Source organism: Solirubrobacter ginsenosidimutans, assembly GCF_027587205.1.
In genome coordinates, this window is sequence record NZ_JAPDOD010000010.1 from 25,139 (window position 1) to 39,422 (window position 14,284).

General features: G+C 68.6%; 6 protein-coding genes. 4 read left to right on the forward strand and 2 right to left on the reverse strand.

What is annotated here, in order from left to right; genetic code table 11:
* The first annotated feature begins 31 nt into the window (after positions 1-31).
* Complete coding sequence (locus tag OM076_RS13300) at positions 32-6,442, forward strand: beta strand repeat-containing protein (RefSeq protein ID WP_270040453.1); 6,411 nt, start codon at positions 32-34, stop codon at positions 6,440-6,442.
* 282 nt (positions 6,443-6,724) lie between these two features.
* On the opposite strand, the gene OM076_RS13305 is transcribed toward OM076_RS13300, so the two are convergent.
* A complete protein-coding gene (locus tag OM076_RS13305; RefSeq protein WP_270040454.1) occupies positions 6,725-7,693 on the reverse strand; it encodes a CHC2 zinc finger domain-containing protein in 969 nt (322 codons plus the stop codon).
* A 164-nt stretch (positions 7,694-7,857) separates the two neighbouring features.
* On the opposite strand from OM076_RS13305, the gene OM076_RS13310 reads away from it, so the two are divergent.
* Genes OM076_RS13310 through OM076_RS13320 form a run of 3 tightly spaced genes read left to right on the forward strand, consistent with a single transcriptional unit; the run spans position 7,858 to position 13,003 of the window.
* Positions 7,858-10,056 (forward strand): SCO6880 family protein, encoded by a 2,199-nt coding sequence (locus OM076_RS13310; protein ID WP_270040455.1) that lies wholly within the window; start codon positions 7,858-7,860, stop codon positions 10,054-10,056.
* The gene (locus tag OM076_RS13315; protein WP_270040456.1) at positions 10,053-11,327 is read left to right on the forward strand and encodes a putative type IV secretion/conjugal transfer ATPase; all 1,275 of its coding nucleotides are present in this window, start codon (positions 10,053-10,055) and stop codon (positions 11,325-11,327) included. The genes OM076_RS13310 and OM076_RS13315 overlap by 4 nt, the downstream gene beginning before the upstream one ends.
* On the forward strand, positions 11,324-13,003 hold the full coding sequence (locus OM076_RS13320; RefSeq protein ID WP_270040457.1) for a type IV secretory system conjugative DNA transfer family protein: 1,680 nt from the start codon (positions 11,324-11,326) through the stop codon (positions 13,001-13,003). The genes OM076_RS13315 and OM076_RS13320 overlap by 4 nt, the downstream gene beginning before the upstream one ends.
* A 184-nt stretch (positions 13,004-13,187) precedes the next feature.
* On the opposite strand, the gene OM076_RS13325 is transcribed toward OM076_RS13320, so the two are convergent.
* A complete protein-coding gene (locus OM076_RS13325) occupies positions 13,188-14,108 on the reverse strand; it encodes a hypothetical protein (protein ID WP_270040458.1) in 921 nt (306 codons plus the stop codon).
* Positions 14,109-14,284 lie beyond the last annotated feature (176 nt).

The following is a 14,284-nucleotide window of genomic DNA, read 5'->3' on the forward strand; positions in this document are numbered from 1 at the left end:
GACGGCTTGAACGCGCATGGGGCGGCGGACGGTGAGCCGCGCTCGGGTCTTCGCGAGCGTGGCGGTCGCGGTCGTCGCCACGCTGGTCGCGGCCTGGGGCGGAGCCGCATTCGCCGAATCGGATTGCACAATCACCTTTAGCGCGGCCGGCGGCGGCAATTGGAACGTCGCCGCCAATTGGGCCGAGGCCCGGGCGCCTGCGGCCGACGATCATGTGTGTCTCGGCTCCGGCGCCGCCGTCACGGTCTCGACGGCCGTCAATGTCGCGGCGATCGAAGGCGCACGGCCCGTGATCGTCAACGCGACGCTGGCCGTCAGCTCCGGCAGCCTCGAGCAGGTGACGCTCAGCGGCCGCCTGAGCGTCGGCGGCCGCCTGGCCGTCACCGAGTCGCTGGCGTGGGCGAGCGGGACGGTCGACGGAGCCGGGACGCTCGCGGTCGCATCGTCAGCGACGATGGACGTCGCGCCGAGCCAGACGGCGTATGTGGGAACGAGGATCGAGAACGCGGGCACGGTGAGCCTCGGCAACGGCTCCGACGTGCGGTCCGTGTCCGGGGCGGCGGGCGCGGTGATCGCGAGTACGGGGACGATCACGCGAGCGAACGGCTCGGCAACTGCGAATCTGATCGTGCCGGTGGACAACGACGGCGTCGTCGCCAGCGGCGGTGGGCGGTTGGCGTTGCTTTCGGGCGGCAGTTCGACTGGGCGCTTCGCGACCGATACGGGCACGGTCGTCCTCAGCGCCGGCACCTTCACGCTCAACGGCGCGACGCTCGGCACCGGCACCGCGATCGAGGGCGGGACACTGCAGCCGGCCGGTGACAGCTTCGTCGAAGGGCACGTGACGTGGAGCGGCGCCACGCTGAACGGCCCGAAGGCATTGCGGATCAAGTCGGGAGCCACCCTTGAGTTCAGCCCGAGCTCGACCTCGTATCTCGCGACCCGTCTCGAGAACGCGGGCACGGTGAGCCTCGGCAACGGCTCCGACGTGCGGTCCGTGTCCGGGGCGGCGGGCGCGGTGATCGCGAGTACGGGGACGATCACGCGAGCGAACGGCTCGGCAACTGCGAATCTGATCGTGCCGGTGGACAACGACGGCGTCGTCGCCAGCGGCGGTGGGCGGTTGGCGTTGCTTTCGGGCGGCAGTTCGACTGGGCGCTTCGCGACCGATACGGGCACGGTCGTCCTCAGCGCCGGCACCTTCACGCTCAACGGCGCGACGCTCGGCACCGGCACCGCGATCGAGGGCGGGACACTGCAGCCGGCCGGTGACAGCTTCGTCGAAGGGCACGTGACGTGGAGCGGCGCCACGCTGAACGGCCCGAAGGCATTGCGGATCACCTCGGAGGGGACGCTCGAGGTCACCGCGAGCAGCACGGGCTACCTCGCCACCCGGCTAGAGAACGCCGGGACCTTGCGCATCGGGAACGGGGCTGACCTGCGCGCCTCCTCGGGCACCGGGTTCGCTCCGCTCGTCGTCAGCACCGGCACGATTACGCGCGCCGCCGGAACCAGCAGCGCGAGCCTGTACGTTCCGTTCGACAACGCCGGGGTGATCTCCAGCGACGGCGGCCGCCTCAACCTCGGTGCCGGGGGCACCTCCACGGGCCGCTTCGACTCCAGCGCGGGATCGGTCGCCCTTAGCGCCGGCACGTTCACGCTCGACGGCGCCACTCTCGCGACCGGGACATCTCTCGAAGGCGGCGTGATCGCGCCGATCACGACGAGCACGGTCGAGGGTCGCGTGAGGTGGTCCGGCGCCACGCTCAACGGGATCGCGGCGCTGCGCGTGAGCGCAGATGCGACGCTCGAGATCAATCCGAGCACCACGGCGTACCTCGCGACGCGCCTCGAGAACGCCGGCACGCTGAGCTTCGGCAACGGTGCCGATCTGCGCGCGCCGTCGGGCACTGGCTTCAGTCCGCTTCTCGCCAATACGGGGACGATCACCCGCTCCGCCGGGACCAGCAGCGCGTTCCTCTATGTCCCGGTCGAGAACGACGGGACCGTCTCCAGCAACGGGGGCCGCCTCAGCCTCGCAGGCGGCGGCGGAACGAGCTCGGGCAGCTTCGGCGCGCCGGACGGCGGTGAAGTCGCGTTCTCGAGCGGCGGCTTCGCGCTCGCCGACGCCACCTTCGGCCGGAACGTGACCGTCGACGGCGGGACGGTCAACATCGCCGGCGGTGGCGTGAGCCCTGCGGGCCTTCTGCGCATCAGCGGTGGTCGGGTGACGACGGCGACGACGATCACGGTCGGCGGATCGATGGTCTGGAGCGGTGGGACGGTCGACGGGACCGGGTCGCTGATCGTCGCGAAGGACGGCACCCTGAGCGTTGCGGCGAGCTCCTCTGGATACCTCGACACCACGCTCGAGAACGCCGGGACGATCACGCTCGGGAATGGCGCCGACATCCGCCGCGGCACCGGCAGCTCCCCCGCGCTCATCCACAACACAGGCACGATCACGCGAAGCGCCGGAACCAGCGCCGCCAACGTGTACGTCCCGCTTGACAACGACGGAGCCGTTGCGAGCGTCGGCGGAAGGCTGAGCCTGATCGCGGGAGGCGAGATGAGCACGGGCAGCTTTACGGCACTCGACGGCGCCGAGGTCGCGTTCTCCTCGGGCACGTTCGCGCTGCAGGACGCCACACTGGGCCGCAACGTGACCGTCGACGGCGGGACGGTCAACATCGCCGGCGGTGGCGTGAGCCCCGCCGGCCTGCTGCGGCTCAGCTCCGGACGTTTGACGACGGCGACGACGATCACGGTCGGCGGATCGATGGTCTGGAGCGGTGGGACGGTTGACGGGACCGGCTCGCTGATCGTCGCGAAGGACGGCACCCTGAGCGTTGCGACGAGCTCGACGGGATACCTCGACACCACGCTCGAGAACACCGGGACGATCACGCTGGCCAACGGCGCGGTGCTTCGTCGCGCCACGAGCGGATCGCCCGCGCTGATCCACAGCACGGGGACGATCACGCGCGCCTCGGGTACGAGCGGCGCCGGCTTGGACGTGCCGCTCGACAACGACGGGCTCGTGACCAGCGGCGGCGGGCGCGTGAGCTTGACCGGCGGCGGCCTCACCAGCAGCGGCAGCTTCACCGCCCCCGACGGTTCCGAGGTCGCCTTCTCCGCCGGTGTGTTCAAGCTCCGTGACGCGAGCCTGGGACGCAACGTGACGGTCGACGGCGGCGACGTCGACGTCAGCGGTCGGCCCGTGACCACGACCGGCACCCTGCGCGTCAGCAGTGGCTGGCTCTCGCTACTCGACAGCACGATCACCGTCGCCGAGGGCTTCGTCTGGAGCGGCGGGACGGTCGACGGGAGCGGCTCACTGATCGTGTCGGAGGGCGGCGCACTCTCGGTGGCGAACAGCTCGACTGCGTATCTCGATACGACGCTTGAGAACGCGGGTACGCTGACATTGGGGAACGGTGCGGTCATTCGTCGTGCCACGAGCGGCTCGCCCGCGTTGATTCATAACGCGGGCACGGTCACCCGCGTAGCCGGGACGAGCGGTGCCGGGTTGGACGTGCCGCTCGACAACGACGGCGTCGTGACCAGCGGCGGCGGGCGCGTGACAATGACGGGCGGGGGCGGCACAAGCTTTGGTGACTTCACCGCCCCCGACGGCTCGGAGGTCGCGTTCTCCGCCGGGACGTTTGCGCTTCAGAACGCGAGCCTCGGCCGCAACGTGACAGTCGACGGCGCGACAGTCAACATCGCCGGCGGCGACGTCCGCCCGACCGGCACGTTCCGCGTAAGCAGCGGGCGCCTCACCACGGCCACCACCGTCACGATCGGCGGCGCGATGGCCTGGAGCGGCGGGGTGATGGATGGGGCCGGGTCGCTGGTCGTACCCGGGGGTGGGACCGTTGCCGTGTCCGCCAGCTCGACTGCGTATCTCGATACGACGCTTGAGAACGCGGGGACGCTTACGATGGGGAACGGTGCGGTCATTCGTCGTGCCACGAGCGGCTCGCCCGCGTTGATTCACAACGCGGGCACGGTCACCCGCGTAGCCGGGACGAGTGGTGCCGGGTTGGACGTGCCGCTCGACAATGACGGCGTCGTGACCAGCGGCGGCGGGCGCGTGACTATGACCGGCGGGGGCGGCACAAGCACGGGGAGCTTCACCGCGCCCGACGGTTCCGAGGTCGCCTTCTCCGCGGGCTACTTCAAGTTGCAGAACGCCGCCCTCGAGCACAATGTGACGATCGACGGCGGCGACTTGGACGTGAGCGGCAAGCCTATCTCCGCTACGGGCACGCTGCGCCTCAGCAGCGGCTCGCTCTCGCTGCTGGATACGAACGCCACCGTCACGGGCGCGCTGGCTTGGAGCGGTGGACGGGTCGATGGTAACGGCACCTTCGTCGTTGCGGCCACGGCGGCGGCGAGCATGGCCGCCAGCTCGACTGCGTATCTCGATACGACGCTTGAGAACGCGGGGACGCTTACGATGGGGAACGGTGCGGTCATTCGTCGTGCCACGAGCGGCTCGCCCGCGTTGATTCACAACGCGGGCACGGTCACCCGCGTAGCCGGGACGAGTGGTGCCGGGTTGGACGTGCCGCTCGACAACGACGGCGTCGTGACCAGCGGCGGCGGGCGCGTGACAATGACGGGCGGGGGCGGCACCAGCACGGGGACCTTCACCGCGCCTGACGACGCCGAGGTCGCGTTCTCCGCCGGCCTCTTCAAGCTCCAGGACGCGAGCCTGGCGCGTAACGTGACGATCGACGGCGGCGACGTGGATGTGAGCGGCAAGCCGATCGCTACCACCGGCACGCTGCGCCTCAGCAGCGGCTGGCTCTCCCTACTCGACGCGAACGTCACCGTTGCCGGCGCGCTCGCCTGGAGCGGTGGACGGGTCGACGGCAACGGCACATTGGCCGTCGCGGCCACGGCGACAGTCAACGTGGCCACTAGCTCGGTCGGCTATCTCGACACGACGCTCGAGAACGCCGGGACGCTCACTCTCGGCAACGGCGCCGACATCCGCCGCGCCGTCGGGAGTTCCTCTGCGCTGGTTCACAACACCGGCACGATTACCCGCACCGCCGGCACGAGCACAGCCTCGATCTCCGTGGCGCTGGACAACGATGGGACGATCATCGGGCGTGATGGCCGCATCAGCTTCACCGGGGGCGGCGGCGTGAGCACGGGAACCTTCAGCGCGCCGATCGGCTCGGAGCTGGCGTTCTCGGCCGGCGCCTTCGCGCTGCAGAACAGCACGTTCGAGGGCGCGATCACGATCGACGGCGGAACCGTCGACGTCAGCGGAGCGATCCCGGCCGGAACGCTGCGGATGAGCGCCGGCCGGATCACCGGGGCCGGACGCCTCGACATCCGCGATCGCTTCGATGTGTCCGGCGGGCAGATCGAGCTGCGCGGCGTCCTGCGCATCGCCGAGACGGCCGTCACGGAGTTCAACGGCACCCTGCGCGTGATCGATGCCACCGTCGACAATCGCGGGATGCTCCGCAACGCGGCCGGACGCACGTACCTCGTCGACCTCTCCGGGCGCGCCCGGCTGCGCAACAGCGGCACGGTGATCGTCAACGATTCGAGCACGATCGCCGGCACAGCCGACACACTGCTGCTCAACCTCGGCACCATCCGCAGGCCGGCCACAGGCGGGCGCGCCACGATCTCGGCCCCGCTCGAGAACAACGGCGTCCTCGACATCGACCGCGGTGAGCTGCAGGCGACAGCGTTCCGCCAGACGACCGACGGTTCCGCGCTCTTCCACGTGGCCGGCGCCGATGCCTTCGGGCGTCTCACGCTCGCAGGCACCGCCCGCGTCGCAGGCAGTCTGAAGGCGACCTCCGACGGTGGCTCCACCGTCGCGCCGGGAACACGTCTGCGGGTAGTCTCAGGTGGAATCCGTGACGGCGAGTTCGCTCCGAGCGTCGACCAGCGGTTCACGTTCGACCAGAGTGCCGCTGCGGGCATTGATCTCGTGGTTGTCAACGGCTTGAAGTCGAGCCTGGCCGCAGCTCCATCGGGCGCGGACGCGGCGCCGGAAGCGGGTTCCCGTGCGACGACCGCCGACCCGCGTGCGGAAGAATCGCCGGGGATCTCCCCGGTTCCGCCCGCAAGCGCCGGGGATCAAGAACCGGCCGATCCGGCACCTCCCGGACCCCCGCAGCCCACCGCACGACGCGCGCAAGCCGTCCTGAAAGCGCGTGCCGACGGAGCGTTCGCGCTGCGCGTGGTCGGCGCCAAACTCGCGCAGTTGCGGACCAGTCGTCGACACAACATCGGCGCCCTCCGACTCGACGCTCGAGGTGTCGTGCGCGGCTCGTTGCGCCGAGGCAGCCGCGATGGGCGCTTCTCGTATCGACTCGCCGCTAAGGGCACGTTCTCGCCGTGGACGATTGTGGTCGTGCGCCGTGCACGTGATGCCCGGGGCGATCGCTCAACGCATCAGCCGTGAGGCGGAACGGCGATGCTGCGTAGGCAGCGAACCTTTGCGTGACGGTGCCGCGCACGAGTACACCTCAGCGGACACCCGCTCTCATTCACCAGGAGCGCTGCTGGATTGCACCGTACTCCCCTGCGTGCGCTTAGCTCGACGGGATTCGACGGGATTCGACCGGCCGATTTCGGCCGTACGGGACGTGGCTGGCATAGAGTGGACGGGATTCGGGTGGCCTTCTAAGCACTCGTCGCGGATCGGTACACAGCCCGGTTTCGGCGCACGACACCGCACGAGAAATCAGCGCTCCAGCGATCTCGCGGCGATCCTCGACCTATCGATCCCACGGCCGTATAGCTCGGTCAGCCGTCGTCGCACCTCTACAAAGTCCCGTCCGCGTGTCTGCATTCCCCAAATAGCCGCGGCAAGGTCGTAGATCGTTCCTCCGCGCCGACAGGAGAAGCAGCACCACCCGCGGTCCCCGGTTGGATAGACGTGCAGACTCGGTCGGTCGTCGTTGTGGAACGGGCACGACACCTTGTTGTTCCGACCCGGCTTGACCCCGAGGAGGTCGGCGACATAGTGCCGCGGCGGGATCGAGAGCAACGGATCGTCGAGATTCGACCGTGGAACCGCGTCCCATCGCCGGCGCACGATCTCGTCGCTCACCTCGGGCAGGTGCCCAGTGATCTCCTCGACGTTGAAGCGCAGTTGGGCATCGAGCCGCAGCACCCCGACCGGCCGGGGCGGGTCGTGCTTGAAGTTCCACGTGCCCGGCGGACGCAGGATGCGCGACGCGTCGAAGCATGCGCGGTCGGCCTGGAGCGCGTGCGCGAGCCGTAGGTTCGCCATCTCCGCCTGGCGCGGGGTCAGTGGCGCCGTGAGCGGCCAATAGCCGTGGCAGTTCGAGCCTGACCCGGATGCGATGACGAGCGACGGGAGCGGCCGGAACCGCTGCAGCCGACGAGCCGCCTCCTCCCCATCGCACTCAGCCCACAGGACCCAGACCTGCGAGACCGCGTCCTTGGTCCCCTGGCGGCGTGAGCGCGGCGCGCAACCGACGTAGACGTCCGTACGCGAACCCCGCGAGCGAACCGCGCGGATGAGCGCGCGGTCGTCGTAGACGTGGTGGAACTCGTGTCCGAGTTGCTGATCGCCGACGCGATAGCGGACCTCGAGGAAATGCGTCGATGGTGCTCTACCGGCGAGGAGAGCCAAATAGGCGCGGAGTGCGAACTCCGGATCGCCCTGAGCAGGTAATGCGGCCATAGCGCCCAAGCCGTCGAGTGGCGAGTTCGGGCAATCGAAAGCCGCACGTTGCGGGGCTTGACATACGCGTCTTCGAGGACGAAAACTCGTGGAGCGGGAGGACCGACAGGGTGCGGACCAGCATTCTTTTGCCCAAACGGACGGCTCGGCGGCTTGACGGCGGTATGGCCGAGTTCGGGAGCAGGCAGGCGCGCCGGGGATTGAATGGGCCGCGCCGTTGGAGCTACACGCCACAACAGCTCGCAGACGCGCTGATTCCACGCCGCGACAGGCTCGTCGACCAGGTCCCGATCGAGCTCTCGGCGGCGAGGGGTCTCACCCGCGATCAGTGGGAGTTCGCCGTCGACGAGGCGATCGACTACATCGTCACGCAATACCGAAAGCCGCTGAGCGACTCGGATTCGCTCGAGCGGGTCTTCTGGAAGGCGACCAGCTACCGCATCAAGCGGATCCGTGAAGGACGCGAAGCGACCGTGCGCGGCGGGTGGCGCCGTGTCGACCTGGAGGACGCCGATCTGCCCACGCTGGATGCCGACCCCGAGCAGGTCGTCATCCACCGCAGCGAACAAGCGCTCCGGCGCGGCAGCGGCAGCCGCTTCCTTCTCGGCCAACCTTCGCCGCGCGGCAGCTCGCGGTCCGGAACTTCTCCGGGATGGGCTCGTCGCACGCGATCGCCGGTGCTCCTGCGATCGCGGCTGCAGCTACGCAGACACCTGAACTGGCGACCGGCGGGCCGACAGGTCCGTCGGAAGCAGTGCCGCTCGATCTGCCGCGGCTACCCGAGCGTCGTCCGACGAGCGAGCACAGAGACAGGCGCCATGACTGAGCCGTCCCGGCCGGATCGCACCTATCGCTTCGGCCCGCTCGAACGACGGGGAATCATCGGTGGATTCCGACGAGGCCAGGTGCTGTGCATCGGCGCGTCGTGTCTCAGCGCGGTGTTCATCGTCAACGTCGCGTCCAGCGCGGGCGGTTTCCTGGCTGCGCTGGTTGCGATTGCGATCGGCGCCGCCCTGGCGTTCATCCCGATCAACGGGCGGACAGCCGAGGAATGGATGCCGGTGACGCTGTCCTTCCTCGCCGCCGCGGCTACCGGAAGCCTGCGGTTCCGGTCCTCAGCTCCCGCCGGGGGACTCATCGCCGAGATCGACGGAACCGAAGCGCGGCGGCCGGGGAACCTGCCTCCCTGCCTCCACGGTTGCCAGCTGATCGCGGTCCCGACCGGCGATCTCGACGTTGGGCTTCTCCGCGACTGCCGTGCCGGCACACTTACAGCTGCAGTCGCGGTGCGAGTTCGTGCTGTCGGTCTATTGCCCACGAGCGAGCACGAGGCACGTCTCGCGCGCTGGGGCCAGATACTCGCCGGGCTCGCGCGGAGCACCATGCCGGTCCGGCGGCTGCAGATCCTGCAGCGCGCTCTCCCCGCCGACGGCGATGGCCTCTGGCGCCACTTCTTCGAAGCGCGAGACGCATCGCCGGATATCCCCAAGCAGCTGGAGCTGTCCTATCGATCTCTGCTCGAGCAGTCGACCCAGGTGACGCAGGATCACGAGATTCTGCTCGCGGTCCAGTTCGACGAGCGGCGCGCGGTCGCCAGAGGCGCTCGCGATCCGAGGACCGAACGCATCACCAAGAGCGACCAAGCCCACGTCGTCGTCCTGCGCGAGCTGCGCACCTTGCTCACCCGCTTCGACGCTTCCGACGTCGAGATCGCCGGCGTCCTCACCGCCGCGCAGTACGCCGCCGCAATTCGGAGCGGCTACGACCCGTTTCGACGCCCGGAGACCGTTGATCGCGAGCCCGAGACCGTGCCCGAGGCGATCTCGTTCGGCCCGATCGCAGCTGACACGGAATGGAACTCCCACCGAACCGACGGCGCGATCCATAGGACTTACTGGATCTCACAGTGGCCGCGACTACCCGTCGGCCCACTCTTCATGACGCCACTGCTCTTCAGCGCACACGCGGTCCACAGCATGTCGTTGATCATCGAGCCGATTCCACCGGCTCGCTCGCGGCGCGCGGTCGAGGCAGCGATCACGAGCGACGAGGCCGACGAGGAGCTCCGGGAACGTCGCGGCTTTCGCACCACTGCGCGACGCCGGCGCCAACAGAACGCCACAGTCGAACGCGAGGAGGAGCTTGCCTCCGGCCACGAAGAGATCCGCCTCGCCGGCTACGTGACGGTGACCGGGCGCAACGTGAGCGAGCTCGATGACGCGTGCGAGCGCGTCGAGCAAGCAGCGCAGCAGGCTTACCTCGACCTCTCCCCCCTCTGGGGTGAGCAGGACACCGGCTTCGTCAACGGCGCCCTTCCCGTGGGACGTGGGCTCAACGCAAGTCGGACCGGCGGGCTCCTGTGAGACACCGACGCGGCGAGCGCCCAGGGCATCGCGCGACAACCGCCAACGCGCAGGCGATCTACCCGTTCTTCGGCGAGAACGGCCTCGGTGACGGCGGCGTGCTCATCGGAACCGACCTCCATGGATCGGCGTTCACGTATGACCCGTTCGTCCTCTACGAGCGGCGGGTCATCAGCAACCCGAATCTCCTTGTCGCCGGCGAGCTCGGCTCGGGCAAGTCGTCGCTGGTGAAGAGCTACCTCTACCGCCAGGCCCTCTTTGGCCGCGTCCCCTGGATCGCAGACCCGAAGGGCGAGTACGCACCGCTCGCGAGGGCTCTCGGCGTAGAGCCGATCCGGCTCGTCCCAGGCGGCGACGTGCGCCTGAATCCGGTGGCCCGCGAGTCGGGTTGGCAATCCCAGCTCAACCTCCTCCGTGCGCTCGCGGCCGGCGCGCTCTCCCGCCGCCTCGATCAGGAAGAGGAAGGATCCGTGCGCGAGGCGCTACGGCTGGTGAACGATGACCAGGGCGTGGAACCGACGCTGCCTGCCATCGTCTCCCTGCTCTTTCGCCCCCACAAGTCCATGGCCGAGCGCCTCGTGACCACGACGCAGGCGCTCGCGAAGCGCTCGCGTGACGTCGCCCTAGGTCTCCAGCGCCTCTGCGAAGGCGACCTTCGCGGGATGTTCGACGGCCCGACGACCGCTGGCCTGCGACTCGACGGGCGCGCGGTCGTCCTGGACCTGTCGGCGTTCTATGACTCAAGTGCCCTCGGACTCGTGATGACGTGTGCATCGGCCTGGGAGCGCGGGATGATCCTGAGCCTCCACGAGGAGGCGCGCCGCGAGGAGCGAGCGCCGCGGAAAATGATCAACGTCTTCGACGAGGTCTGGCGCGCGCTTTCGTTCATCGGCGTCGGTGAATGGCTGCAGGCGGCGTTCAAGATGTCCCGTCGCGACGGCGTACAGAACGTCGTCGTCATGCACCGGCTGACCGACCTTTCCGCGGCCGGCGCGGCCGGCAGTCGCGAGCGGGAGCTCGCCGAAGGTCTGCTGCACGACGCCCAGACACGGGTGATCTACCGTCAGCCGCCCGACAACGTCGCGATGGCGCGCGAGCCACTCGGCCTGACCTCAGTTGAGGCCGACCTGCTCCCGGAGCTCGGGCTCGGCATCGCGCTGTGGAAGGTCAGCACCCGTGGCTACCTCGTGCAGCATCGCCTCTCCGAGATCGAACGGCCGATCGTTGATACCGACGGCAGCATGGTCGACCGCGGGACTCGTTGGGCATGAACGAGCACGGAGGCGCAGCGCACGAGCTCAACCCGCTGGAGATTGTGTTCCTCGGCTTGGCGGCTGTCGTCGCGGTTCTGGGTGGGGTTGGCTGGCTCGTCGGATCCACCGCTGGTCTCGTCTTCGCAGGCGGATGGCCGCACCTCGGCCTGGCCGACTCCCTCGCCGCGCTTCTCGAGCTGCCGAGCCATCTCAGCGACCCGCGCGGCGCGTGGCCGGTTGACGTGCGCGATCGACTGCCTGGGGCCATGGCGATGTACGCATCGGCGTTCGTCGTGGCCGCAGTAATCGTCGCACTCGGTCTACGCGTGAGCGTGCGATGGAGTCGACGAGACCACGGACCGGCCGTCGCTCGCTGGGCGACGAATCACCAGCTCCATCCGCTTCTCGCAACTCGCCCCCAACCGGCGCGAGTGACGCTCGGTCGCCGAGGCCGATTCCTCGTGTGCTGCGAGCCGCTCCACTCCACTCTCGTTATCGCGCCCACCCAGACCGGAAAGACGACGGGTCTGGCAATCCCCGCGATCCTCGAGTGGCGAGGACCAGTACTCGCGACCAGCGTCAAGACGGACCTCCTGCGCGACACGATTGAAGCCCGGAAGGCGCGCGGACGGGTCCAACTCTTCGACCCCGCCGGGAGCACTGGCTTGAAGAGCTCCGCATGGACCCCGCTCGCCGGCTGCGAGAGCTGGGCCGGCGCACGTCGGACCGCTGCCTGGCTGGCGGAGGGGGCTTCGGCGAACAAACGCGGACTCGCCGACGCCGACTTCTGGTACTCGACTGCGGCGAAACTCCTCGCGCCGATGTTCTTCGCCGCCGTGACGTCAGGGCGCACGATCGGGGACGTGATCGCCTGGCTCGACACGCAGGAGGAGGCCGAGATCATGGACGCCCTGGTCGCTGCGGAGATCCCTTCGGCGACGCACGCGTTCGAAGCATCGATCGGCCGCGACATCCGCCAGCGATCGTCGGTCTACGCAACGGCCGAAACAATCCTCGAGGCCTACGCCGACCCCGGTGTCCTCCTGCGATCCAAGGGCGACAATATTCGCCCGGACGAGCTACTCGACGGCGGGCAAAACACGCTCTATCTGAGCGCAACGGTGCGCGAACAGCGTCGCCTGCGTCCGGTGTTCGTCGCTCTCCTCGAGTCGGTAATCGAAGAGGCCTACACGCGCTCGGCGGCGACCGGCGAGCCTCTCGACCCTCCCCTGCTCGTCGTGCTCGATGAGGCAGCCAATATTGCGCCGCTCCCGGATCTCGACGTCATCGCAGCGACTGGCGCCGGTCACGGCGTCCAACTCGTGACTGTCCTCCAAGACCTCGCCCAGGCCCACGACCGATGGGGACGCGACCGCGCTGACACGATCGTCAACAACCACCGCGCTCGCGTCATCGGCGGCGGGATCGCCGACGAGCGCACGCTGGAATACGTGGGCAAGATCGTCGGCGACACCGAAGTCCGTCAGCAGTCTTCAACGTCAGCCGAACAGGGCCGTCACTCGACGACGACGTCGACGACCTACCGGTCGCTGGCGCCGGCGAACTCACTTCGCGAAGCCAAGCGTGGCAGCGCGCTGCTTCTCTATGGCAGTTTGCCCCCGGCGCGGATCGCTTTCCGGCCCTGGTACACCGACCGGGCCCTCTCGACGCTCGCGCGTGGCAGGACACCCTGACCAGATCGAACGAGCAGAGATGACGAGCAACTCGAGCTTGCCGCCGGCGTACCGGACGGGGCGACTCGCGCTCGAGACCCCGGATCCCGAGCTCACTGGAGCGTTCGATCACTACACGGATCCCCAACCGGATTCGGTGGCATCGGGGGGGTGGTTGTCCGAGGCCGACCATCGAAGCAAGTCATCAAAGGCACCGCCGACTGACAATATTCCGAGGAGAGATCGGAAGCGTTGGGACCATCGCGATCACCTCCTGTTCCACGCGCTGTAGCTCGCCGCACGCGAATCTCGGGGTTCTTAGCTTTCCGTATGCGAAGGCCGCAACATCAGTGCGAGGAATGCTGATTGTGTGGGCGGGGCAACGATACCGGCAGTCTGCGCGGGAGAACCAAGAGATATCTCCGATCAGGACCCAGTCCTTCGTCGTGCCGATCCACGCGCCGGTGACGATCTCAGGTTTGCTACGAAGCAGAACCGCAGCTGCCCGAGCGCGCGGGTCGTGAAACGCGTGCGGATAACTCACCGCCAGTCCGAACGAGACGGTCGTGATCGCGAGCATGGCCCCGACGGCGGGCGAAATCGCGCGCCAAGAGTTGCTGCGCCACACCGGCGTACGGCTCGAGCTATGCAAGCCGCGGATTCCTTCGGACGAAAGACGCAGAGCCATCGCCATAAGGAGCAACGGTCCCACCAACACGATCAAGAACGAGCCTAGCCATGGCAACCGAGCGTCCTCCGGGGGCCACCAGCCGGCCAGCCACCCCTGAAGACAAAAAAGTACGCCGCAGAAGACAATCGCAACGAAGATCAGCCACCGGCGTGGGCTCGCGTGCAATCGCTGGAAGAGGAGCGCGGTGAGAAAGGCTGTCGCGAGGATGCCGACCGCGAGGAATACGAAAGGCAGGAGCGCGTCCGCCCCGTGCGTGAGCAGCGCCGAGCGCGGCAGCGCTGCTACAGCCTCGCTACCCGGTAGTCCGACGGCTCTCATCTGCCCCGCGACCACGATTCCGCCTGCGACCGTGGCAATGCCGAGAACGAACGCGCCGGTCAGTAGCGCTTCTGCAACGCGCGCCACCATCGTCCAATCTCTCGACTCGTTGGACACGCGGACGACTCAACCAGCGCGACGCGGCACGCGTCAAGTCCTCCGCGTCCAAGGCCCGCACGCTCGACGACCCAACCGGCGGCCCCACTCGTGCGAAACCGCGGCTACCATCGCCTCCGCCGGCCGTCTCAGGCGTGCCAGCTGCATCTTGTTTGGTGTGAATGCCTCAGTGGATC